Genomic DNA, 23,505 nt, shown 5'->3' with positions numbered 1-23,505 from the left:
GGTTTCCTGCTCGGACGGCCTGTCGCTAGCTTGAAACGTCGTTTGAGGCAATGGCGGGCGCTACGGACAGGTCCAGTTTGGCCGCGGAATGAGGCTCAATTTCGCTTGATGGCGGCCCCGAGGCGCGCCAGCGCGGTCTTCAGTTGTTCATCTTCGATCTCGGTCAGGTTCTCCGCCACCTTGGCGACGGCCTTGGGGTCGGGTGGGCCGGGCCGCTTCCGGGCCCGCGGCCGCGACAGGGGCGCCTGGCGGAAGGCCAGCTTGCCGACCGCGCTCCAGCCGAAGAAGCGGTTGACCCGCTCCAGGATCACGTCGGCCGAATGCTGAATCTCCAGCGCCATCGGCCCCTCGACCCGTAGCACCAGGGTTGCCGGCTCCTGCGGCTGACCCTCGACCGGCCGCGGCCATTGCATCCTGAGCGGCTCGGCATGGGCCGCGATCTCCGGCCCCGCGATCTGTGCCCACCGCGTCACCAGCTCGCGCGCCGCAAAGCCCTGCTTGGCATAGGCCTCGGCAAAGACGTCGTCGAGCAGGATCCCGAGCGGTTTGGCGCTGACCGGGCCGGGCTTGAAGATGGGGCCGGATTTGGACATGAGCCGTCCGTTATGCCGCGGCGCGAGGCCGGATGGCCTTGAGGTCGCGATCGATCTCGCGCCGTCGTTGCATCAGATCATAGTCCATCTGCAGACCCAGGAAAAAGCCCTCCGACAGACCGAAATAGCGGGCGAGCCGCAGGTCAGTGTCGGCGGTGATGTCGCGCTTGCCGAGGACGATCTCGTTGATCCGCCGCGGCGGGACGTGAACGGCCCGCGCCAGCGCGTTCTGGCTCAGCTCCATCGGCTTCAAAAACTCCTCCAGCAGGATCTCGCCGGGATGGGGATTGCGGAGGAACCCGTTCCTAGTGGTAGTCGACGATTTCGACATCTCTCGGTCCTCCTTCATCCCACACAAAACAGATGCGCCACTGATCGTTGATCCGGATCGAGTGCTGACCTTCGCGGTTGGCTTTCAGGGCTTCCAGCCGATTGCCCGGAGGAACCTTGAGATCCGCCAACACCCGCGCCTGGTTCAACAAGCGCAGCTTTCGCAAAGCCACATTCTGAATGTCGGGCGGCAGTTTTCGACTTCGCCGACCGGACCAGATCAACTCTGTCTCGGAGTTGGCGAAGCTCTGGATCATGTCTGTGTATAACGCAAGGCGTTATAGCGCGCAACGGTCCGGTCGCGCTGGCCACAGGCGGAATCCTCCTCTAGTAAAGGTGCATGCTCTCCACGACTGCGCGCAAGAAGGAACAGAGTACGGCGTCGTCGGTTCGCCCGCTCGCGCTCCTGCAATGGTACGACCGCCACCGCCGCCGATTGCCGTGGCGCGCCGCGCCGGGCGAGGCATCCGATCCCTATCGCGTCTGGCTCTCCGAGATCATGCTCCAGCAGACCACCGTGAAGGCGGTCGGCCCCTATTTCGAAAAGTTCGTCGCGCGCTGGCCTGATGTCACGGCGCTGGGGCGAGCCTCGCAGGACGACGTGCTGCGGATGTGGGCCGGGCTCGGCTATTACTCGCGCGCACGCAACCTCCATGCCTGCGCCGTGGCGGTGACGCGCGAGCATGGCGGCGTGTTTCCGGATACCGAGGAGGGGCTGCGCGCGCTGCCGGGGATCGGGCCCTACACGGCGGCGGCGATTGCGGCGATCGCGTTCGACCGCCGCACCATGCCGGTCGACGGCAACATCGAGCGCGTGGTGTCGCGGCTGTTCGCGGTCGAGGAGGAGCTGCCGCAAGCCAAGCCGCTCATCCAGCAACTCGCCGCGACGCTGCTGGCGGAGTCTCGCGCCGGCGACAGCGCGCAGGCGCTGATGGATCTCGGCGCCTCGATCTGCACGCCGAAGAAGCCGGCCTGCTCGCTGTGTCCGTTCACAGAGGACTGCACGGCACGCGCGCAGGGCACCCAGGAGACGTTCCCGCGCAAGGCACCGAAGAAGAGCGGGACGCTCAGGCGCGGCGCCGCCTTCGTGGTCACGCGCGGTGCCGAATTGCTGGTTCGCTCGCGGCCCGAAAAGGGGTTGCTCGGCGGCATGACGGAGGTGCCGTGCTCGGACTGGCTCGCCGGCCAGGACGATGCAACGGCGAAGCAGCAGGCGCCGCAGCTCAAGGGGCTGTCGCGCTGGCAGCGCAAGGTGGGCGTCGTCACCCACGTCTTCACGCATTTTCCGCTCGAGCTGGTGGTCTACACGGCCAAGGCCGAGGCCCGGGTCCGCGCGCCCGAGGGCATGCGTTGGGTGCCGATCGCGACTCTGGCAGATGAGGCGCTGCCCAACGTCATGCGCAAGGTCATCGCGCATGGATTGGATCTCTAGCATCCATCCTGCTGACAGCAAGCTGTCAGCAGTCTTGCGCTAACAGGGGGCAAAGGAGATCTCGCATGGTCAAGACCGCGCTCGATAACTTCCCAAGGCCCCCATGCGCCGAGCTGCTCGGCTGGCGCCTGCTCGATGCCCGTCCGGAGGAGGGCTGGATCAAGCTCGGCTTCGACGGCAAGCCGGAGTTCTGCAACCCCGCGGGCTTCATCCAGGGCGGCATGCTCTCGGCGATGCTCGACGACACCATGGGTCCGGCGGTGCTGGTGATGAGCGAGGGCCGGCTCTACACCACCACGATCAGCATGACCGTGAATTTTTTGGCACCCGCAAAGCCCGGTCCGATCACCGGCGAAGCCAAGGTCACGCAGCTCGGCAAGACCATCGCCTTCGTCGAAGCCAAGCTGATGGCAGAGGACGGCACGGTGCTGGCGACGGCAAGCGCCAGCGAGCGATTGTTGGAGGCGGCGAGGGTGGTGGGAAAATAGTTCGGCGGTGCGCACTGCTCTTCCTTCTCCCCTTGCGGGAGAAGGTGGCGCGAAGCGCCGGATGAGGGGTTGCCTCAGCGAATTCTACTGCAAAAGATTTACCTGCGGACAGAACCCCTCACCCAAGTGAGTCCGCTTCTACCTGCGTCGCTGCCCTCTCCCGCAAGGGGAGAGGGCGTATTCGCGCACATCTCGCCTTGAGCAAAGAACTCACCCCTTCGCCCGCGCGTCCTTGCTTACGATCGGCGGCTTCGCATTCAGCGCCTCGACCTGAAATCCCGCAACGCGCTTGTAGTTGGCGGCGATGTCCTCCAGCTCCTTTTGCGACAGCACGTCGGTGACGACCTTGTACCCGTCAGGCGCGCGCTCCTCGACCAGCTGCATCACCTGCTCGGGACCGTTCTTGCGGTTGAGCAGGACGAGGTCGGTGGTTGCGGGCCGCCGCTCGGCCTCATAGGCGAGCAGTGCCGCCTGCGTCGGACCGTGCGCCAGGATCTCGCGGGTGATGACGCGCGCGTCGAGGATCGCCTGCGAGGCGCCGTTCGAGCCGATCGGGTACATCGGATGCGCGGCATCGCCCATCAGCGTGACGCGGCCGAAGGTCCATTGCGACACCGGATCGCGATCGACCAGCGGATATTCGTAGGCGTGCGGGCAGTTCCTGATCAGGGCGGGCACATCGAGCCAGTCGAACTGCCAGCTCTCGAACCAGGGCAGGAACTCCTCGAGCCGCGCCGTGCGGTTATAGTCCTCGCGACGCCACTGATAGGTCGGCGGCATGTGGCGCTCCGCGACCCAGTTGATGAGGTGGTTGCCGTTTGCATCCGGTTCTTTCGAGATCGGATAGCAGACGAATTTCAGGATCTCGTGACCGGCCATGATCATGCTGCGGCCGGTGAGGAAGGCTTTGGCCGGCGTGACGCCGCGCCAGAGGATGCGGCCGTTCCAGATCGGCGGGCCTTCGTTCGGATAGAGCTTCTCTCGCGCGGCGGAATGGATGCCGTCGGCGGCGATCAGGATCGCGCCCTCGTAGGTGCCGGCGGCCTTGCCGGTCGCCCTGTCGACGAAGTCGGCGCGCACGCCGCCCGCCGTCTCGGTCCAGCCGGTCAGATGATGGCTGGTGAGGATGTTGTCGCGGCCGAGCCGCTCGAGCGCGGTGTCGAGCAGGATCTGCTGCAGGGTGCCGCGATGGATCGAGAATTGCGGCCATTTGTAGCCGGCGTCCAAACCGCGCGGCTCGCTCCAGATCGGCTTGCCGTGCTTGGAGAAATAGGCGAGCTCGCGCGTCCGCACGCCGCTGGCGTCCAGCTTGTCCAGCAGGCCGAGCTCGATCAGCTCGCGCACCGCATGCGGCAGCACGTTGATGCCGACCCCGAGCGGCTTCAGTTCCGCGACACTCTCGAACACTTTCACGGGAACGCCGATTTGATGCAGGCTGAGCGCAAGCGTGAGCCCGCCGATGCCGCCACCGGCGATGAGTACCGTCATGAGAAAACCCCTCCGATGGAGGCGTCTTGGCACAGCCGGGCGGCCGTGGGCAACTGCGAACAGGCCGCCTATGGACGGCGCGGCGGAGGACCGTTAACCTCCGGTTTTCCCCATGAGGTCCGACATGCTCAAGCTCTACTACGCCACCGGCACCTGCGCGCTTGCCACCTACATCACCCTGGAAGAGGCCGGCGCCGACTACACCGCTGAGCGGCTGAGCTTCAAGGACAACCAGCAGAACAGCCCGGACTATCTCGCCATCAACCCAAAGGGCCGGGTGCCGGCGCTGGTCACCGACCGCGGCGTCCTGACCGAGACGCCGGCGATGCTGGCCTATCTCGCGCAGACCTTCCCCAAGGCGAAGCTCGCGCCGCTCGACGATCCCTTCGACTTCGCCCAGGTGCAGTCGTTCAACTCCTATCTCTGCTCGACCGTGCACATCAACCACGCCCACAAGATGCGCGGCGCGCGCTGGGCGACGGAGGAGAGCTCGTTCGCCGACATGAAGGCGATGGTGCCGAAGACCATGGGCGCTTGCTTCAAGCTGATCGAGCAGAAGATGTTTCGGGGACCCTGGGTGATGGGCGATCAGTACACGATCTGCGATCCCTATCTCTATACGCTCTCGACCTGGCTCGAAGGCGACAGCGTCGACATCAATGCGACGCCGAAGATCGCCGATCACTTCAAGCGCATGTCCGATCGCCCCGCGGTGAGCAAGGTGATGGCGGCGCAGAAGGCGTAGGAGCGCAGCTGTTGTGGGGTGGGTTAGCGCAGCGTAACCCACCTCTTCTGTCGCTGCGGAAGCCAAAGTGGTGGGTTACGCCTTCGGCTAACCCACCCTACGAGAGTTGCTACGGGAGTTTCCGCCTGGCTTGCTCCAGCTGCCGCCCCGTCTCCAGCATCAGCCTTCTCAGCCAGATCGAACCGGGGTCCATCTGCGCGCGCGTCGGGTGGAACATGAACTGCTCGTCGATCCCTGGATCGAGCGGCGGCGTCACCGTGACGAGGCCGAGCTGCTGCGACAGCGCGGCGATCAGCCGGCGCGGCACGAAGGCGACGAGATCGGTGCGCGCGGCAACGTGCAAGGCTTCGAGATAGCCCGGCACGACCAGCGAGATATGTCGCTCGACGCCTTTGCCGCGCAGCCAGGTGTCGATGAGATCCTCGGCATTGCCGCGGATGATCACGCCGACATGGCGGGCGGCCAGGAACGCCTCGCGTCGCTTCAGCCTCGCTCCCACAGGATGGCCGCGCCGCACCGCCAGCGCGTCGCTGTCGGTGTAGAGCAACTGGCGATGAAACCCCTTGAAGGCGTTGCCGATCGAGATCACGAGGTCGATGGTGCGGGCGAACTCGGCGTGGAAGATCGCAGGTCCCCGCCACGGCACCACGTCGATGCGGACGTTGGGGGCAAGGCGCGTCACTTTCGCCATCAAGGGCGGCATCAACAGCTCGACTGCGAGATCCGGCATCATCAGGCGGAACTGCCGCTCGCTGCGCGCGGCATCGAAGTCATCGGGCAAGAACAGCCCGCGGACCTGGTCGAGCGCCTGCGCCAGCGGCGCACGCAGGGCGAGCGCCCGCGGCGTCAGCTCCATCCGTACGCCCGTGCGCACCAGCAGCGGGTCACCGAAGATGTCGCGCAGGCGCTGCAAGGCGTGGCTCGTCGCCGGCTGTGACAGGCCGATCCTCATCGCCGCGCGGCTGACATTGGCCTCGCGCAGCAATGCGTCGAGCGCGGTCAACAGGTTGAGGTCGAGCGTTTTCAAATTCATGAGGTGAATAGATATCATATTCTCTATCGATTTGAAGAATGACGTTGGCCCGGCGATGATCTCCGCGTTGTCACCACGAGGAGATGCCGCCATGAACGCGAGCGCCAACAAGAAACTGCTGCAGGATATCTTCGCCGCGGCCGCCAATCCCGATCCGGCCGCGCGCGACCGCGCCCTGTTTACAGCAAGTCTCGCCGACGACGCCAAATGGGTCGTCACCGGGCAATATTCCTGGTCGCGCACCTTTGCCGGCAAGGACGCGATCCTCAAAGATCTGCACGGCTATGTCCGCACGCGCCTGCGCGACCGCACGCGGACCGTCGCCCATCGCTTCATCGCCGATGGCGACATCGTGGTGGTCGAAGCCAAGGGAGATAACGTCACGCCCGAGGGCGTGCGTTACGACAACGATTATTGCCTCGTGTTTCGCCTGGAGGACGGCAAGATCAAGGAGATTCGCGAGTACTGCGACTCCATGCTGACCGAGAAGGCGCTCGGCCCGTTTCCGCAAGCCTCCGCGAGGGCAGCGAGCTGACCGGATTGGACCAGGTCGCGTCCACCGGCCGCTCCTGTTCGCCACGGCCCGCGATGTTTGTGCGAGCCTGTCGGACGCTGCTGGAACTCCTGCAGACCCGGCACGAGCGGTCTCGGATCCGCTGCCAGCTCGCGGCCATGACCGAACGCGAGCTTCAGGATTTCGGGATGTCCCGGAGCGAGATCGAGCACGAGCTCAGAAGGACGGTTCGGCGGAAATGAACGGAGTGGACCCCCCATGTCTCGCCTCTCGCGGTGCCAAGGCCGGCGGAACTATTGCGTGCCGCCGGCGTTCCCTCGGTTGCCGGGCGCGCCGCGCCCGCGGCAACCTGCGTTCTCGGGAATTTCATGCTGGCTGGGGCTTCGGACGTTTCAACGCAGGTAGGCCGCAGCTTCTCCGGACTCCGCGAACGACTAAGAGACGCAACGTCGGCCGCGCACCGCGACCTCGACGCGCAGCTGTCGGCGTTCGAGCTGGCCGAGCTCTCCGGCTATCGGCGCTTTCTGCAAGCCAGTGCCGGCGCCCTGCTGCCGCTCGAGACGGCACTCGTCGAGGCCGGCGTCAGCAGCGCTTTCCCGGACTGGCCGGAGCGGTCGCGAAGCGCGGCAATTCTGGCTGATCTCGAGCGCCTCGGCAGCGCGGTGCCGCGGCTGGTGTCCGTGTCCCCACTGACGCGCAGCGGCGTTGTGGGCACGATGTATGTGCTCGAAGGCTCCCGTCTCGGGGCAAAATTCCTGCTGAAGATGGTCGCGGATTCCGCCGATCCGCGCCTCCGCGAAGCTGTCGCCTATCTCAGTCACGGCACCGGCAGGCGGCTCTGGCAGAGTTTCCTGGCGAAGCTTGCAACCAACGAGTGCTGGGACGAAGACGAGGCAATCGAGGCGGCCCGCATCGCCTTCGCCGCATTCGAGCAGGCGGCGGACCGGGCATGAACCAGGCCGTCAATCTCACCAATTGCGACCGCGAGCCGATCCACATTCCCGGCAGTGTGCAGCCGTTTGGCTTCCTGCTGGCCGTGCTCTCGGATTTCACGATCTGCATGGCCTCGGATAACGTCGGGAGCTTTCTTGGAACGGATGTTGCCGACCTGCTGCAGCGGCCGCTGTCGGGCGTGATCTCCGAGGCGGCGGTCGAAACGATCCGCAGCCGGGTCGATCATCTCGGCGGTCCGGATGCGACCGAGCGCCTGTTCGGCGTCGAGCTGCAGCCCGGCAAGCCACCCTTTGATCTTTCGATCCATCTCTCCGGCGTCTATCTGATCGTCGAGGCGGAGCCGAGCGTCCACGAGCCCGGCGTCAATTCCGGCGAGCTCGTGCGCTTGATGCTCGAACGGATCCACAAGACGCGCGGAATGGCCGATCTTGCGCGCGAGGCGGCGCGTCAGCTTAAGGTGCTGACCGGCTTCGACCGCGTCATGGTCTATCAGTTTCACCCGGACGGGTCTGGCGAGGTGATCGCCGAGACGGCGGAGTCTGGGCTCGAATCCTTTTTCGGTCTGCGTTACCCCGCCTCCGACATCCCAAGGCAGGCGCGCGCGCTCTATCAGCGCAACTGGCTGCGCATCATCGCCGACGTCGACGCGCGGCCTGCCGCGCTGATGTCCACGGCCACGCATAATGCGGGACTGCTCGACCTGTCGATGAGCGTGCTGCGCTCGGTGTCGCCGATCCACATCGAATATCTGCGCAACATGGGCGTTGCCGCCTCCATGTCGGTGTCGATCCTGCGCGACGGCAAGCTGTGGGGTCTGTTTGCCTGCCACCATTATTCGCCGCGTTACATTTCGTTCGACAAGCGCACGGCCTCCGAGCTGTTCGGTCAGATGTTCTCGTGGATCGTGGAAGGCCGCGAGCGCGAGGGCGACGTCGCCTATGAGGCCCGCGCGCATCAGGTCCAGGAGCGATTGATCGAGATCGCGGCCTCGCATGAGCACAGCCGGCGGGCGATCGTCGATTTCCTGGGCGACTATCGCAAGATGATCGAGTGCGACGGCGTCGCAGTCTGGTCCGACAACAATATCGCGCTCGAGGGGGAGACCCCGACCGAAGACGAGGTGAAGGATCTCGTCGCCTTCATCAACCGGACTTCGCCGGGCCGGATCTTCGCCAGCGCCGAGATCGCCCAGGTCTACGCCGCCGGCCAGGCCTTCCGTGACCGCGCGGCGGGCTTTCTCGCCATCCCGATCTCGCGCACGCCGCGCGATTGCCTGATCTTCTTCCGCCGCGAGGTCACGCGATCGGTGAAGTGGGCCGCCGATCCCAACAAGGTCTACGACGAAGGTCCGCACGGGCCGCGCCTCACCCCGCGCAAGAGCTTCGAGTTGTGGCAGGAAACGGTGGCGGGGCAGTCGAAGCCGTGGTCGGCGGCCGATATCCGCATCGCCGAGAGCCTGCGCGTCACGCTGCTGGAGGTGATCCTGCAACTGTCCGACCTCGCCGCGCGCGAGCGCCGCGGGGCACAGGAGCGGCAGGAACTGATGATCGCCGAGCTCAATCATCGCGTCCGCAACATCCTGAGCCTCGTGCGCGCCCTGGTGGCGCAGAGCAAGGAGACTGCGACCGGCATCGAGGAGTTCGCCAGCGTGCTCGGCGGCCGCATCCAGGCCCTCGCGCGCGCCCACGACCAGATCACGAACCTGAACTGGGCACCCGTCGCGCTCCGCACCCTGGTCGAGTCCGAGGCCGGCGCCTATCTCGGTGCGCGCGCAGACCGGGTGAAGATGGGCGGTCCGGACGTCGCGCTCGATCCAAAGGCGTTCGCGACGCTGGCGCTCGTCGTTCATGAGATGATGACCAATTCCGCCAAGTACGGCGCGCTTGCCGATTCCACCGGCAGTGTCGAGGTGGTCTGGCGCCTCGACCCGTCTTCCAGCCTCGTCATCGAGTGGAAGGAGAGCGGCGGTCCGCCCGTGCAGCCGCCGTCGCGGCGCGGCTTCGGCACCACCATCATCGAGCGGTCGGTGCCGTTCGATCTCAAGGGCGATGCCGAGATCCGTTTCGACCTCCTGGGCGTCCAGGCGAAGTTCGTCATTCCGCCCAACTTCGTCCAGCTCGTCCCATCCATCGCGGGAGCCGCCATGCGTATCGAGGAGCAGCAATCTGCCCGTCCACGGATTTCCGACACGGCCCTGATCGTGGAGGACAACCTGATCATCGCGATGGCCGCGGAGGTCATCCTGCTCGACCTCGGCGCCCGCCACGTCGACACCGCCGCAACCGTCGACCAGGCACTGCGCTCGATCGAGCGTTCGCGGCCGAGCTTTGCCCTGCTCGACCTCAATCTCGGCAGCGAGAGCAGCATCAAGGTCGCACAGAGGCTGAAGGAGATCGGGGTGCCCTTCATCTTCGCGACCGGCTATGGCGAGCGCGCGCCGATCCCCGAGCCATTGGCCGCCGCGCCGGTGGTCCAGAAGCCTTACACGCTGGAAGTGGTCGAGAATGCACTCGGCAAATTGCAGCAGGCCGGCGCCCTATAGGCACCCATGAGGAGCGGTATGCATCGACGTGCATGGCACAGCGGATTCGCATGCGGCTTTGCATAGCTGCCGCCAAAATCGGCAGATTTAGTGCGGGTCGAGATCGGGCGCGCGAGCAATTTGAAGGTTCAATTAAGAAGTGTCCCCCATTGTGTCGCGGTGCAGCGTAGGCCGCCAGGGCGCGGCGTGCGGCTGTCGGAGTGGCCGTGACGATCGCCGGAGTCGTTCGGCCGCTCGAATTCACATGCATCTGGGTGGACAGTGGGAATGCCGAAATTTCGTTTGCGGATCAGGGGACGCCTGTACGCAGGCTTCATGGCCCTGGTGGCGGTGGGTGTCGTGATGGCGGTGGTTGCCGTCTGGAATTTGCGGGACGTGCAGGATCAGGTCGCAAGACAATCCGCCCTCTCGGACAGCACGGCGCGGGTGCTGGAAATATCGGCCCATCTGCAGGCGATTCAGCGGGCCAATTTGCGCTACGTCTACGACGGCAACGAGTCCGCAATGAAGGAAGCGCAAGAGCGCGAGACCGCGGCGAGCGAGCTGCTCCGGGTCGGCGCTCAGGGGGCGCTCTCCGAGGAGCGGCGCGCGCTCTACAACGGCCTGATCGACGAGATCGCGAAAATGCGACGCCTGCGTGACAATCTCGGCGACGCCGTCAACGAGACGAGAACGGGCAAGGCGACGCTGCTGCCGAGTGGCGAGGACCTGGCCACCAAGACGAACAAGCTCGTCGACGTGGCGCGCGCCGCCGTCGATGAAGATACCGCTTCCCTCGTCGCCGATCTCGAATCCCGAATCCTGCTCGTGAGGATCGTAAACTGGCGTTTTCTGGCCCTTCGCGATGCGCAGGGCCCTGCGACCTTCAGGGCGAGCATCGACAGGGCATTACAACGGCTCGGGGCACTCGAAAAGAGCCCGCAGGCGGCGGCGTTGCGCGCCACGCTGGCGCCGGTGAAGACCTCGCTTGAAACCTACAAGACGGCGTTCGAGACGACCTCCGCAGCGATGCTTAAAGCGGACGAGATCTACCACAAGAGCCTCGCGCCCCTCATCGTCGACAGCATCGGCAAGCTCAAGGTGGCGGAAACGACGCTGAAGGAGGACTACCAGGTATCGCGCACCACCGCCGAGGCCGTGATCGCGGGAACGACGACCGTGCAGGAGATCGCCGGCGGCCTCGCCATCCTGTTCGGAGGCATCGTCGCCTTCCTCATCGCCCGCAGCATCGTCGGTCCGCTGACCTCGATGACGCAGGCGATGGGGCGGCTTGCCGGCGGCAATCTCGAGGTCGAGATTCCCGGCCGCGGCAGGGTCGACGAGATCGGCGACATGGCCAAGGCGATCCAGGTCTTCAAGGACAACATGATCGAGACCGAGAGCATGCGCGCCGAGCAGGCCGAACTCGAGGCGCGGCAGGCCGAGAACCGCAGGAAAGACATGGCCAGGCTCGCCGATCAGTTCGAGCAGGCCGTCGGCGAGATCGTCAACACGGTGTCGTCGGCATCGGGCGAGCTCGAAGCCTCCGCCGGCACGTTGACGACGACTGCCGCGCGCGCCCAGGACCTCTCGACGGAGGTCGCCAGCGCTTCGCAGGAGGCCTCGGCCAATGTGCAGGCGGTCGCCTCTGCGACCGAGGAGCTCTCCTCCTCGGTCTCCGAGATCGCCCGCCAGGTGCAGGAATCCGCCCGCATCGCCACCGAGGCTGTCGGTCAGGCGAGCCGGACCAACGAGCGCGTCGGTGCGCTCTCCAAGGCCGCCGCGCGGATCGGTGACGTGGTCGAGCTGATCAGCACCATTGCCGGCCAGACCAACCTCTTGGCGCTGAACGCCACGATCGAGGCGGCGCGTGCGGGCGAAGCCGGCCGCGGCTTTGCCGTGGTCGCTACCGAGGTCAAGGCGCTCGCCGAGCAGACGGCAAGGGCCACCGGCGAGATCGCCCAGCAGGTCTCCGGCATCCAGGCCGCGACCGAGGAGTCGGTCGGTTCGATCCGGGAGATCAGCGGCACCATCGAGCGGCTGTCGGAGATCGCCTCGACGGTCGCCGCGGCCGTGGAGCAGCAGGGCGCGGCGACGCAGGAGATCTCCCGCAACGTCCAGCAGGCGGCCCAGGGCACGCAGCTCGTCTCGTCCAACATCGGCGACGTGCAGCGCGGCGCCTCCGAGACCGGCTCGGCCTCCTCGCAGGTTTTGTCGGCGGCGCGCTCGCTGTCGGCCGACAGCAACCGGTTGAAGCAGGAAGTCGCCAAGTTCCTGAGCTCGGTCCACGCTGCCTGACGTCTTGAAAGCAAGAGGCCACGCGGATGCGCGTGGCCTCGAACAGCGGCGCGATCAAGCCACCTTGGTGGTCATGTGCTTGAACATGTTGGCTCGCGCTTCGTCGTCCATCTCGGCCTTGAAGGTGAACTTGTCCTTCAGGGCGATGGCACGCGCCGCCGCCGGGCGCGCCGAGATCTCGTCGACCAGCCGCTTCACGTTCGGGTATCGCGCAAAGGCGTCGTCGCCGAGCTTGAACGGCACCATCCGCGCCCAGCCCCACATCGCCATGTCGACGATCGAATAGCTGTCGCCGACCATGTAGCGGCGGTCCTTCAGGTGAGCGTCGAGGATCTTGTAGTGGCGGTCGGTCTCGTACTGATAGCGGTTGTTGGCGTAGTCGTGGTTCTGGTCCTTCGGCGCAAAATGCTTGAAGTGCACGGCCTGACCCGAAAACGGCCCGACGCCGCTCGCGACGAACATCAGCCAGGACAAGAGCTCGGCGCGGTTGGAGGGGAGGAATTTGCCGGTCTTCTCGGCGAGATAGAGCAGGATGGCGTTCGAATCGAACACGATGGTGCCCCCATCGTCGATCGCCGGCACCTTGCCGTTCGGATTGATCTTGAGGAATTCCGGCGTGAACTGCTCGCCCTTGCGGGTGTCGACCTTCACCGGCTCGTAGGGCAGGCCGGATTCTTCGAGATAGAGCGCGACCTTGGTCGGGTTCGGTGATCCATTGAAATAGAACTTGAGCATCAAGCATCTCCCCGGTGTCTATATTGCCGCGCGCGGCCGCGGCCTCGTTGGGCGAGCCTGTCTTGCCTGAACCTCGCCCGAGAGAGCAACCGGCGAGTTTGCCGGGCGGTGTCTGCGCGGTACGCAGATCAGGCGGCGTAACAGAGGCCGATTGCCGCCGCGAGGACCATGGCCGCGCCCACGGCCTCCAGCCGCAGGCCGAGCCGCGCGGCGAGATGCATGTCGGAGGCCCGTGCCGCGCGCTCCGACCCGCGCGCATAGCCGTGGACGATAACGTCGTGGTTGAAATTGTCGTGCGCCTCGTTGCTGCTGGCGAGCCCGACGCAGATCACGAGCACGCCGAACAGCGCCAGGCCGAAGAATCCGAGCAGCGCGATCAGGAACATCGGAAACATGCCGATCAGGAAGATCGGCAGCAGCGGCACCAGCAGCAATGTCTCGGACTGTCGTCGCATGGGAGCAGGCCGGTCAGGACGGAGGCTGATGGGGGCGAGTCTAGTCCTGGTTGGCGCGGCTTTCAACTCACGCGGACGTCATTCCGGGGCGCGCGAAGCGCGAGCCCGGAATCCATTGGGCGGCATGGGACGCTGTTGGATGGATTCCGGGCTCGCGCGCTTTGCGCGCGCCCCGGAATGACTTAGGAGAGGAAACTACTCCGCCGCCATTCCCGCGCGGATCTCGGCGCGGAGCTCGTCGATCAGCTTGAGGCCCTTCTTGGTCTCGACGTGCCAGAAGGTCCAGCCGTTGCAGGCCTGCGCGCCTTGCGCCACCGCGCCGATCCGGTGGATCGAGCCGACCTTGTCGCCAAGCATGATGGCGCCGTCGGCGCGCACCAATGCGCCCAGCTTCTTCTTGGCGTCGAACAGCTTGGTGCCGGGCATGATCATGCCGCGCTCGATCAGCTCGGAGAACGCAACGCGCGGCGCCTCGCGCGCGGTCATGAACGGGGCAAGGCTTTCTTCCGGCAACGGTTCGACCTTGGCGATGCGCGCCTCGGCCGCCTTGGCGTAGGTCTTGTCGCGCTCGAAGCCGACATAGGAGCGGCCGAGGCGCTTGGCGACCGCGCCGGTGGTGCCGGTGCCGTTGAACGGGTCGATGACGAGATCGCCGGGCTTGGACGAGGACAGCAGCACGCGCGCCAGCAGGCCTTCCGGCTTCTGTGTCGGATGCACTTTCTTGCCGTCGGCGCCCTTGAGGCGCTCCTCGCCGGTGCAGAGCGGAATCAGCCAGTCGGACCGCGCCTGCACATCCTCGTTGGCGGCCTTCAATGCCTCGTAGTTGAACGTGTAGCCCTTGGCCTTCTCGTCACGCGCGGCCCAGATCATGGTTTCGTGCGCGTTGGTGAAGCGGCGGCCGCGGAAATTCGGCATCGGATTGGTCTTGCGCCAGACGATGTCGTTCAGCAGCCAGAAGCCGAGGTCCTGCATGATGGCGCCGACGCGGAAGATGTTGTGATAGGAGCCGATCACCCAGATCGTCGCCGACGGCTTCATGGCGCGGCGTGCGGCGAGCAGCCAGGCGCGGGTGAAATCGTCGTAGGCGGCAAACGAATCGAACTTGTCCCAGTCGTCGTTGACGGCATCGACATGGGATTCGTCGGGGCGCTTGAGGTCGCCCTTGAGCTGCAGATTGTAGGGCGGGTCGGCGAAAACCAGGTCGACGCTGCCTGCCTGGAGCTTCGACATCTCGGCGACGCAATCGCCGACGATGATGCGATGCGAAGGCGACTCAAAATTTGTGCGGGGCGCCCTTGCAGACGCCCCGCGACGCGACTCTACCATGACTCAAGAACTCTGACTCAGGCGACGCTGTCGGCGACGCGGGACCAAACAACCGACTGCCCGTTACATTGAAGGGGCAAAGTAAAAATCGACTTAACCCGCCGCTTTCGTGAGCACTCCCCGCATGATCGTTCGCGCACAAATTGTTGCGCGCATTCGCCTTGTTTTACAGTGTATTTCGCGATTGCGCGGCTCGCGGGATCGATCGTGGCGGGAAAAAGGCTGTAAATTTCTCTCGGAAAAACTGCTCGGCCCTCGGAAAAATTTGCTGGCATCGACAGGCTGTCGCACTAGGCAATTTTTGCCGGCCACGATATTGATAAAAGCAACGGAAATTTTACGTATGTGGCGCGTTGAGCTTTCGCGTTTCTGTGCGCCGTCGAAACTTAAATCAGGGACCCCAGAGGAAAGGCCGCCATGCGCTACGATGACTTCCGCCGCAGCGACGACATCGAGGATCGTCGCGACGAAGGTGGTGGCTTTGGCGGAGGCGGAGGCGGCGGGTTCGGCCTGCCGATGGGCGGTGGCGGGCTTGGCATCGGCACCATCATCATCCTCGGCCTGGTAGGCTACGCCTTCGGCATCGATCCCCGAATCCTGATCGGCGGCGCCGAGATCCTCTCCGGCGGCGGCCATGCGCCGACCTATCAGACCGATCGTCAGGCCTCCTCCGGCAAGCGCGGCGCGCCGACCGACGAGATGGGCAGCATGATCTCCGGCATCCTCGGCGAGCTCGACGATCGCTGGAGCGAGATCTTCCAGGCCAACGGCCAGTCGTACACCGGTCCGAAGATCGTGCTGTTCCGCAACGCCACCAATGGCGGCCGCTGCGGCATGGCGCAGTCGGCCATGGGGCCGTTCTATTGTCCGCCCGATCGGACCATCTTCCTCGACACCGCCTTCTTCCGCGAGGTCGAGACCCGCTTTCGCGGCTGCTCCGGCAAGTCGGCGTGCAATTTCACCACCGCCTACATCATCGCGCACGAGGTCGGCCATCACATCCAGAACCTGCTCGGCATCATTCCGCGCGTGACGCGGCTGCAGCAGCAGGTCGGCTCGAAGGCCGAGGCCAATGCGCTCCAGGTCAAGGTGGAGTTGCAGGCCGATTGTCTGTCCGGCGTCTGGGTCAACCGTGAGGCGAAGAAGCGTCCGAACTTCCTCGAGCCCGGCGACATCGAGGCGGCGCTGACCACGGCGAGCGCGATCGGCGACGACACGCTGCAACGCCAGGCCACCGGCCGCGTGGTACCCGACTCCTTCACCCACGGCTCGGCGGCGCAACGCAAGCAATGGTTCATGATCGGCTACCAGCAGGGCACGGTCCAAGCCTGCAACACGTTCGGTGCGGGGGCGTTGTAACGCGTCAGCCCCGGAACGACGAGCGAGGGTGAAGAATGGCCTCCATCGACGAATCCAAACAATTCATCCCGCTCAACATTGCGGTGCTCACGGTGTCCGACACGCGCGCGCTTGCGGACGACAAGTCCGGTCAGACCCTCGCCGATCGTCTCACCGCTGCGGGTCATCATCTCGCCGCGCGCGAGATCGTCACCGATGATGTCGAGGCGATCCGCGCCGTGATCCGCCGCTGGATCGCCGATAGCGGCATCGACGTCGTCATCACCACCGGCGGCACCGGCTTTACCGGGCGCGACGTCACGCCCGAGGCGATCGAGCCGCTGTTCGAGAAGCGCATGGACGGCTTCTCGATCGCCTTCCACATGCTGAGCCACGCCAAGATCGGGGCGTCGACGATCCAGAGTCGCGCCACCGCCGGCGTGGCGGGCGCGACCTACATCTTCTGCCTGCCGGGCTCGCCCGGCGCCTGCCGCGACGGCTGGGACGGCATCCTGGCGGCTCAGCTCGACTACCGCACGCGCCCCTGCAATTTCGTCGAGATCATGCCGCGGCTGGACGAGCATCTGCGCCGGCCGAAAGCGCAGGGCGCGACGGTGTGAGTTCTTGCTTTTCTTCCCTTCACCCCTTGTGGGAGAAGGTGGCGCGAAGCGCCGGATGAGGGGTTCTCTCCGCGCGCACCAATGCTTGTGGAGACATACCCCTCACCCAAGCGAGCTTGCATTTGCCAGTTGACATGCCCTCTCCCGCAAGGGGAGAGGGCGCAGCAACGCGCATCTCGCTCGCTGCGAGATCAGAGATCCAGCTCCCACGTCTCGCCGACCAGGTCGGCACCGAAGCTGTGATGCGGCTCCGTCGCGACCAGCTTGAATCCCGCGCTTTGATAAATCCCGCGCGCAGCCACCAAAATGCTCTGCGTCCACAGCGTCATCTTGCTGTAGCCGCGCTCGCGGGCGCCCTGGATGCATTGCTCGACGAGGGCGCGGCCGACGCCGAGGCCCCGTGCTTTCTTCTCAACCTGCAACAGGCGGAGTTTGGCGATCTCGTCCGTGGCCTTGACCAGGAACACCGAGCCGACCGGCTCGCCACCGACCTCCGCGATCCAGCAGTGCTCGCGCGCGGCGTCGTAATTCCTGATGAACTGTGCGCAGATCTCGGCGACCAGCGCCTCGTAACTGATGTCCCAATTGTAGTCCGCAGCATAGGCGGCGCCCTGGCGGGAGATCACCCAGCCCATGTCGCCGACGCGATGGCTGCGCAGCATGAAAGAAGCGGGCGGGCTTCGGCGTTGCTCCAGCACGGCCACGATCGTGGCCATCGCCTGCGTGAGCCGGGTCGCATCGCCAGGCGAAAGCTGAGCCAGCATCGCGGCGACCTCGTTTTGCGAGTTCAGGTTCAGCTTGGCGAAAGCCTGCCGGCCTTTGGCGGTCAGGCTGAGCTGGTACTGCCTGCGGTCCGCGGGCAGCGGCTTTCGCGTGATCAGCCCCTTCTCGTCGAAGCTCTGGACGATGCGGCTGAGATAGCCGGGATCGAGACCGAGCTCGTGTCCGATCTCTTTTGCGGCAAGGTCGTCGCGATGGGCGAGCTCGTAGAGCACCCGCGCCTCGCTGAGCGAGAACGGACTATTGCCGAGGTGCTGGTCGAGCACACCGAGCTTGCGGGTGTAAAAGCGGTTGAAGGCGCGAACCGCCGCGACGGGGTCGCCGGCAGCCTGTTCGGCGACGGCGCTTGACGGCAAAGCTTTCGATAGCATGGGATCACCTCGATATTTGCCATTGTCAATTAATTGATTGACGTTGGCAAGTATCTCGGCGCTTCAGCCGACCATGACAATCCGGCTGCGCAGCATGGTCCTGGACGACCGGCCGAGCCGCCGGAGCAGCCGCGCCTCGGAATGCCGGGCGTGGGGCGGGTATCCGCCGATCCGGTCGTAATGATCGCGCGCGATCAGCAGCCCTTGATCGCCGAGCGGACCGACGAGCCTGCGCGCCACCGCCCAGAGGACGTCGCGCACTGCGGTATTTGCGTAGGGCGAGCGGGCATAGCGGAACACCGCGGCACGATCCCGGCCGCTGGTGGCGACGGCCTGGATGAACTGGGTGGTTTCCTCGATCCAGCCGGTTTCCAGCACAGCGCCGGCAGGCAGGAACATCAGCCAGGGCGATCGGGCCTGGAGCGCGCCGGCGGCGAGCGCAGCGCCTTGCGAATGCCCTTCGAAGCCGATGAAACGGCAGCCCGCGACGTCGGCAACGCGCTCGATAACGCCGTTGCGCGTGCCGTCGACCAGAAGCACTTCCCGGATTACGCCGGCTGTGGCGCCGGGCACCAGCGCGGCCAGGGTTGCGACCGCCGTCTGCTCGACACCTTCGGTCGGAATGATGACGCTCAGCATGATTGAGGCTTCAGTTTCCGCACTTCGGGAGAAGCGTAGCGTTGCATGATGTTGTCATAAACCCGTCGCGCTGCCGAGTGCAACTTTCGGAAGGGGCTTCGGCGTGCGATGGTAAACTGCCGCGAGTTCATCGCGGCCAGATGTGCCAGGCGCGGCTGGTAATATTGCCGAATGTTTCGGCACAAGCCGATCCTGACGGTATTAACCCCGAATGCTTCGTGGCGACGTTTCGCTGCCCGGGAGAGACTTTGCATGAACGCCGATCACCTCGCCGTTGGCACCGCGCCAACATCGCCGAAGCAGGAGGCCGCGCCGACCTTGCGGATCCGGGCGCTGATGCTGGGCGACCGCATCAACGCGTCTGGCCTCGAGATCGGCACGCTGGTGTCCTCGACGCCGGCCGCCTTCCGCGTTCATGCCGGCCTTGCCGTGATCTTTCGCTACGGCGTCGTCGTGCTGATCGGGCTGTTGCCGTCGGAGGAGAAGGTCCTCGTCGACAACCTGAGATCGCGCGTTACCGGAGAGTTCAGCCCCTACGAGGAGGAGATCGCGCAGGCGCAGCTCTGCAACGAGGAAGCCGGCGAGACGATCCAGCCGGGCGGGCCGATCTGCCTCGCCAAGTTCTCCGACGACCGGCTGCTGCTGGTTGCGGACGCACTCGCCAAGAGCACGTCGCTGGCGCGCGACGAGCGGCGCGTCGCCGCGGTCTTCGACGTCATCGAGCCGTTTGCACGGGAGCTCGCCGAGCGCGGTCGCACGCCGCAACGGCGCAAGGGTATCCTGCAATTGATCGGCAACGCGCTGCTGGTGCAGCAGCGGGTCGCCGGCCGCGTCGCCGTCGCCGAGAAGCCCGACGTGCTCTGGGAGAAGCCCGAGCTCGACCGGCTCTATTCGCGCCTGGAGGACGAATACGAACTGAAGGAGCGCCTCGACACGCTCGAGCGCAAGCTTGCCGCGGTGTCGGAGACCGCCAACGCGCTGACCGATATCATCGACACCCAGCGCTCGCTCCGCCTGGAGATCGCCGTCGTGGTGCTGATCCTGATCGAGGTCGCGATGGGGACTTTTCAGCTCCTGACCGGCCGCGGTCACTAAGCATGATGAGATCAGGTTTGATTGCTATAACGTAAGTGCACTCCCTCTCCCGCTTGCGGAGAGGGTGTTTTCGCAACGGGATAACGCCCTAGATCAGAGCCGCGCAATGGCGCGCGATCATCATCTCTTCGTTGGTGGGGATGACGAAGACCTCGACCATGCTGTCGTTGCCGTTGATGCGCTCGCGCGCGGCATCGTTGCTTGCGGCGTCGATGCGCACGCCCATCCAGGCGAGACGCTCGCCGATCGCGCCGCGGATCTCCTTGGCGTGCTCGCCGATGCCACCGGTGAAGATCAGGCAGTCCAGGCCGCCGAGCGTGGTCGCCATCATCGCGACCTGCTGCGCCGCACGGAACGTGAAGAGGTCGACGGCCTCACGCGCCGCAGCCTCGCGGCTCGCCAGCAGCGTGCGCATGTCGGCGGATATCCCTGAGACGCCGAACAGGCCTGACTCGCGATAGAGCAGGTGCTGGACATTCTCGACCGACATGTTCTCGTGCTGTTGCAGATAGAGCAGCACGCCCGGATCGATCGCACCGCAGCGCGTGCCCATCACGAGGCCGTCGAGCGGCGTCAGCCCCATCGTGGTGTCGATGCTGTGGCCATCGCGCAGGGCGCAGAGGCTGGCGCCATTGCCGAGATGCGCGATGACAGTGCGCTTGGCCAGGAGCTCCGGCGCGATCTCGGCCAGGCGTCCCGCGACATATTCGAACGAGAGGCCGTGAAAGCCGTAGCGCCTGATCCCACGCGCCTCGAATCGCCGGGGAATGGCGAAGCGGCTCGCCGGCGGCGCGAGGCCGTGATGGAAGGCGGTGTCGAAACACGCGATCTGCGTCAGCCCGGGCCGGATCGCCGCCAGTGTGCGCACCGGCGCGAGGCAGCGCGGCTGGTGCAGCGGCGCCAGCGGCGTCAAGGCCTCCAGTTTCGCAATGATGTCGTCTGTCAGGACCTCCGGGCCTGAATAATCCGGCCCGCCGTGGACGATGCGATGGCCGATGGCCCGCAGGCTGCGTCCACCGAACCGGTCCTCGATGAAGGTGAGCACGTCCGCGAACAGATGGCCGCGGGCTCCGTCAGGCGCCTGATTGCTTGTCTCGAACAGGTCTTCGCCCGTGGGGCCCTTCACCACCAGCCGGGGTTTGGCCTCGTGCTCGTCCAGCAGGCCCTTGCAGAGCAGGGCGGGCTCGGCCGCCGCGACATCGAACAGGCCGAACTTGATGCTCGACGATCCCGAGTTGAGGACGAGGACCGTGTCCGGCATCGCTAGTCGCCGGCCTCGGCCGGCGTGTTGCCGCCGGCGCTGTTTTGCCAGACCCAGTCACGAATCTCAGGCATGTCTTCACCGTGCTCGCGGACATAACGGGAGTGTTCGATCAGCCTGTCGCGGAATTGCTGCTTCACCTGAGCGGCCTTGGTCGCCAGTCCCGGCACCCGTTCGATCGCCTCGATCGCGAGGTGGTAGCGGTCGAGTTCGTTGAGCACGACCATGTCGAAGGGCGTCGTCGTGGTGCCCTCCTCGGCAAAGCCGCGTACATGCATGCCGGCATGGTTGGTGCGATTATAGGCCAGCCGGTGAATGAGATAGGGATAGCCGTGATAGGCAAAGATCACAGGCTTGTCGCGCGTGAACAGGCTGTCGAAGTCGCGGTCGGACAGGCCGTGCGGATGCTGCTCCCTCGGCTGCAGCGTCATGAGGTCGACGACGTTGACGACGCGGATCTTCAAGTCCGGCAGCGCCTTGCGTAGGAGGTCGACGGCAGCGAGCGTCTCCAGCGTCGGCACGTCGCCGGCGCAGGCCATGACGACGTCGGGCTCGCCCTTTCCGTCCTCCGTGCCCGCCCAGGTCCAGATGCCGATGCCGGCATCGCAATGCGTCGCCGCGTCCTGCATCGACAGCCATTGCGGCGCCGGCTGCTTGCCGGCGACGATTACGTTGATGCGGTTATAGGTGCGCAGGCAGTGGTCGGCGATCCACAGCAGCGTATTGGCGTCCGGCGGGAAGTAGATGCGGACGATGTCGGCCTTCTTGTTGGCGACGAGATCGACGAAACCGGGGTCCTGATGGCTGAAGCCGTTATGGTCCTGGCGCCAGACATGCGAGGTCAGCAGATAATTGAGCGAGGCGATCGGACGCCGCCACGGCAGCTCCCGCGTCACCTTCAGCCATTTGGCGTGTTGGTTGAACATGGAATCCACGATGTGGATGAAGGCCTCGTAGCAGGAGAAGAAGCCGTGCCGTCCGGTGAGCAGGTAGCCCTCCAGCCAGCCTTGGCAGAGATGCTCGCTCAGCACCTCCATCACGCGGCCGTCCTGGGCGAGGTGCACGTCGTAAGGCTCGGTCGGCTCCATCCAGACGCGTTCGGTGGCCTCGAACACGGCATCTAACCGGTTCGATGCCGTCTCGTCCGGGCCCATGATGCGGAAATTGCGCTCCTTCGCGTTGAGGCGGACGACATCGCGCAGGAATTTGCCGAGCTCGCGTGTCGCTTCCGCAATGACTTCGCCAGGCTGCGGCACGTCCACCGCGAAGCTGCGGAAGTCCGGCAGCTTCAGCTCCTTCTTCAGCACGCCGCCATTGGCATGCGGATTGGCGCCCATGCGCCTGACGCCGTTGGGCGCGAGCGCCTGAAGCTCGGCCATGAGCGCGCCGTTGCCATCGAACAGCTTTTCCGGCTCGTAGCTGCGCATCCAGTCTTCGAGCACCTTGAGATGATCAGGGTTCTCGCGGCAGCCTGCGACCGGCACCTGATGCGCACGCCAAAAACCCTCGACCTTCTTGCCGTCGACCTCCTTCGGGCCGGTCCAGCCCTTCGGGCTGCGCAGCACGATCATCGGCCAGCGCGGCCGCTCGACGCTTGTGCGGCCGTCGCGGGCATGTTGCTGGATCGAGCGGATGCTGGCGAATGCGACGTCGAGCGCATCGGCCATGGCCTGGTGCATCAATTTGGGATCGTCGCCCGTAACGAACAGCGGCTCGTGGCCGAACCCGCGGAAGAGGTCGCGGATCTCCGCGTCCTGCATCCGCCCGAGCACGGTGGGATTGGCGATCTTGTAGCCGTTGAGATGCAGGATCGGCAGCACCGCCCCGTCATGGGCCGGGTTCAGGAACTTGTTCGAGTGCCAGGACGCCGCGAGCGGGCCGGTCTCGGCCTCGCCGTCGCCGACCACGCAGGCGACGATCAAATCCGGGTTGTCGAATGCGGCGCCATAGGCGTGCACCAGCGCATAGCCGAGCTCGCCGCCTTCGTGGATGGAGCCCGGCGTTTCCGGCGCGGCGTGGCTCGGGATGCCGCCGGGGAAGGAGAACTGCCGAAACAGCTTGCGCAATCCGTCCGCGTCGCGCGCAATATCGGGATAGATCTCGCTGTAGCTGCCTTCGAGATAAGTGTTGGCGACCATGCCCGGGCCGCCATGGCCGGGACCGCAGACATAGATCACGCTGACATCGAGCGCGCGGATGACGCGGTTGAGATGGGCATAGATGAAGTTCAGCCCCGGCGTCGTGCCCCAATGTCCGAGCAGACGCGGCTTGATGTGCTCGCGCCGCAGCGGCTCGCGCAGCAGCGGATTGTCGAGCAGGTAGATTTGCCCGACCGAGAGGTAGTTGGCGGCGCGCCAATAGCGATCGAGCAGATCGAGGTCGCTGCTCGCTTCGGCCGTTTTTTGTTGGATTGTCATGTTCCTGCCGACCTTCACTTCGCGATCGTCACCAACCCGGTTCCGGGGCGATCGATCCGTCGGGCATGAAAC

The 23,505-nt window shown here is 65.4% G+C and carries 23 protein-coding genes; 11 read left to right on the top strand and 12 right to left on the bottom strand.

Annotation, left to right across the window (positions count from 1 at the left end; genetic code table 11):
• Positions 1-95: 95 nt before the first annotated feature.
• Genes I6F12_RS29485 through I6F12_RS29475 form a run of 3 tightly spaced genes read right to left on the bottom strand, consistent with a single transcriptional unit; the run spans position 96 to position 1,180 of the window.
• Positions 96-593, bottom strand: a complete 498-nt coding sequence (locus I6F12_RS29485; RefSeq protein WP_225157814.1) for a DciA family protein — start codon at positions 591-593, stop codon at positions 96-98.
• Positions 594-603: 10 nt separating this feature from the next.
• The gene (locus I6F12_RS29480; RefSeq protein WP_036024868.1) at positions 604-924 is read right to left on the bottom strand and encodes a HigA family addiction module antitoxin; all 321 of its coding nucleotides are present in this window, start codon (positions 922-924) and stop codon (positions 604-606) included.
• Positions 899-1,180 (bottom strand): type II toxin-antitoxin system RelE/ParE family toxin, encoded by a 282-nt coding sequence (locus I6F12_RS29475; RefSeq protein ID WP_057026282.1) that lies wholly within the window; start codon positions 1,178-1,180, stop codon positions 899-901. The genes I6F12_RS29480 and I6F12_RS29475 overlap by 26 nt, the downstream gene beginning before the upstream one ends.
• 83 nt (positions 1,181-1,263) lie before the next feature.
• Between I6F12_RS29475 and mutY the strand changes: the two genes are divergently transcribed.
• Both mutY and I6F12_RS29465 read left to right on the top strand, forming a co-directional pair.
• Complete coding sequence (gene mutY / locus I6F12_RS29470; protein WP_057026283.1) at positions 1,264-2,355, top strand: A/G-specific adenine glycosylase; 1,092 nt, start codon at positions 1,264-1,266, stop codon at positions 2,353-2,355.
• 65 nt (positions 2,356-2,420) lie between these two features.
• Positions 2,421-2,843, top strand: coding sequence for a PaaI family thioesterase (locus I6F12_RS29465; RefSeq protein WP_036006298.1), 423 nt, complete (start codon positions 2,421-2,423; stop codon positions 2,841-2,843).
• A gap of 210 nt (positions 2,844-3,053) precedes the next feature.
• On the opposite strand, the gene I6F12_RS29460 is transcribed toward I6F12_RS29465, so the two are convergent.
• Positions 3,054-4,331 (bottom strand): flavin-dependent oxidoreductase, encoded by a 1,278-nt coding sequence (locus tag I6F12_RS29460; RefSeq protein WP_036006300.1) that lies wholly within the window; start codon positions 4,329-4,331, stop codon positions 3,054-3,056.
• A 124-nt stretch (positions 4,332-4,455) separates the two neighbouring features.
• Between I6F12_RS29460 and I6F12_RS29455 the strand changes: the two genes are divergently transcribed.
• Positions 4,456-5,076, top strand: coding sequence for a glutathione S-transferase family protein (locus I6F12_RS29455; RefSeq protein ID WP_036006329.1), 621 nt, complete (start codon positions 4,456-4,458; stop codon positions 5,074-5,076).
• Between the two features lie 109 nt (positions 5,077-5,185).
• Here I6F12_RS29455 and I6F12_RS29450 read toward each other — a convergent pair whose 3' ends face one another.
• Entirely contained in the window at positions 5,186-6,109 is a 924-nt protein-coding gene (locus I6F12_RS29450) for a LysR family transcriptional regulator (RefSeq protein WP_225157813.1), read from the bottom strand.
• A 91-nt stretch (positions 6,110-6,200) separates the two neighbouring features.
• On the opposite strand from I6F12_RS29450, the gene I6F12_RS29445 reads away from it, so the two are divergent.
• The 5 genes from I6F12_RS29445 (at position 6,201) to I6F12_RS29425 (ending at position 12,396) form a co-directional block, all read left to right on the top strand.
• The gene (locus I6F12_RS29445; RefSeq protein ID WP_225157812.1) at positions 6,201-6,644 is read left to right on the top strand and encodes a nuclear transport factor 2 family protein; all 444 of its coding nucleotides are present in this window, start codon (positions 6,201-6,203) and stop codon (positions 6,642-6,644) included.
• Between the two features lie 53 nt (positions 6,645-6,697).
• Positions 6,698-6,865 carry a DUF1127 domain-containing protein gene (locus I6F12_RS37380; RefSeq protein WP_225150684.1) on the top strand — a complete coding sequence of 56 codons (168 nt, stop codon included), beginning with the start codon at positions 6,698-6,700 and terminating at the stop codon, positions 6,863-6,865.
• A 54-nt stretch (positions 6,866-6,919) separates the two neighbouring features.
• A complete protein-coding gene (locus tag I6F12_RS29435; protein WP_345944194.1) occupies positions 6,920-7,576 on the top strand; it encodes a biliverdin-producing heme oxygenase in 657 nt (218 codons plus the stop codon).
• The gene (locus tag I6F12_RS29430; protein ID WP_225157811.1) at positions 7,573-10,119 is read left to right on the top strand and encodes an HWE histidine kinase domain-containing protein; all 2,547 of its coding nucleotides are present in this window, start codon (positions 7,573-7,575) and stop codon (positions 10,117-10,119) included. The genes I6F12_RS29435 and I6F12_RS29430 overlap by 4 nt, the downstream gene beginning before the upstream one ends.
• A gap of 267 nt (positions 10,120-10,386) precedes the next feature.
• Positions 10,387-12,396 (top strand): methyl-accepting chemotaxis protein, encoded by a 2,010-nt coding sequence (locus tag I6F12_RS29425; RefSeq protein ID WP_192893317.1) that lies wholly within the window; start codon positions 10,387-10,389, stop codon positions 12,394-12,396.
• Positions 12,397-12,450: 54 nt separating this feature from the next.
• On the opposite strand, the gene I6F12_RS29420 is transcribed toward I6F12_RS29425, so the two are convergent.
• The 3 genes from I6F12_RS29420 to I6F12_RS29410 all read right to left on the bottom strand — a co-directional run bounded on the left by I6F12_RS29420 (position 12,451) and on the right by I6F12_RS29410 (position 14,912).
• On the bottom strand, positions 12,451-13,131 hold the full coding sequence (locus tag I6F12_RS29420) for a glutathione S-transferase family protein (RefSeq protein WP_036024860.1): 681 nt from the start codon (positions 13,129-13,131) through the stop codon (positions 12,451-12,453).
• Between the two features lie 128 nt (positions 13,132-13,259).
• A complete protein-coding gene (locus I6F12_RS29415) occupies positions 13,260-13,586 on the bottom strand; it encodes a hypothetical protein (RefSeq protein WP_036024861.1) in 327 nt (108 codons plus the stop codon).
• A gap of 195 nt (positions 13,587-13,781) precedes the next feature.
• Positions 13,782-14,912: a site-specific DNA-methyltransferase gene (locus tag I6F12_RS29410; RefSeq protein WP_036006312.1), complete on the bottom strand. Its 1,131-nt coding sequence runs from the start codon at positions 14,910-14,912 to the stop codon at positions 13,782-13,784.
• 417 nt (positions 14,913-15,329) lie between these two features.
• Between I6F12_RS29410 and I6F12_RS29405 the strand changes: the two genes are divergently transcribed.
• Positions 15,330-16,271: a neutral zinc metallopeptidase gene (locus tag I6F12_RS29405; RefSeq protein ID WP_036006315.1), complete on the top strand. Its 942-nt coding sequence runs from the start codon at positions 15,330-15,332 to the stop codon at positions 16,269-16,271.
• Between the two features lie 35 nt (positions 16,272-16,306).
• The gene (gene moaB, locus I6F12_RS29400) at positions 16,307-16,870 is read left to right on the top strand and encodes a molybdenum cofactor biosynthesis protein B (RefSeq protein WP_036037229.1); all 564 of its coding nucleotides are present in this window, start codon (positions 16,307-16,309) and stop codon (positions 16,868-16,870) included.
• 191 nt (positions 16,871-17,061) lie between these two features.
• Here the strand turns inward: moaB and I6F12_RS29395 are convergent, their stop codons facing one another.
• Positions 17,062-18,021, bottom strand: coding sequence for a helix-turn-helix domain-containing GNAT family N-acetyltransferase (locus I6F12_RS29395; protein WP_109144982.1), 960 nt, complete (start codon positions 18,019-18,021; stop codon positions 17,062-17,064).
• A 63-nt stretch (positions 18,022-18,084) separates the two neighbouring features.
• Positions 18,085-18,660 carry a glycosyl transferase gene (locus I6F12_RS29390; protein WP_128263049.1) on the bottom strand — a complete coding sequence of 192 codons (576 nt, stop codon included), beginning with the start codon at positions 18,658-18,660 and terminating at the stop codon, positions 18,085-18,087.
• A 252-nt stretch (positions 18,661-18,912) separates the two neighbouring features.
• On the opposite strand from I6F12_RS29390, the gene I6F12_RS29385 reads away from it, so the two are divergent.
• Positions 18,913-19,755 carry an RMD1 family protein gene (locus tag I6F12_RS29385; protein ID WP_036024879.1) on the top strand — a complete coding sequence of 281 codons (843 nt, stop codon included), beginning with the start codon at positions 18,913-18,915 and terminating at the stop codon, positions 19,753-19,755.
• Between the two features lie 88 nt (positions 19,756-19,843).
• Here I6F12_RS29385 and I6F12_RS29380 read toward each other — a convergent pair whose 3' ends face one another.
• The gene (locus I6F12_RS29380) at positions 19,844-21,016 is read right to left on the bottom strand and encodes an acetate/propionate family kinase (RefSeq protein ID WP_225157810.1); all 1,173 of its coding nucleotides are present in this window, start codon (positions 21,014-21,016) and stop codon (positions 19,844-19,846) included.
• Between the two features lie 2 nt (positions 21,017-21,018).
• A complete protein-coding gene (locus I6F12_RS29375) occupies positions 21,019-23,433 on the bottom strand; it encodes a phosphoketolase family protein (RefSeq protein WP_225157809.1) in 2,415 nt (804 codons plus the stop codon).
• Positions 23,434-23,505: the final 72 nt, after the last annotated feature.

The organism is Bradyrhizobium sp. IC4059 (assembly GCF_020193615.1).
Classification (GTDB): Bacteria; Pseudomonadota; Alphaproteobacteria; order Rhizobiales; family Xanthobacteraceae; genus Bradyrhizobium; species Bradyrhizobium yuanmingense.
This window is presented reverse-complemented; position numbering and strand designations above follow the sequence as displayed.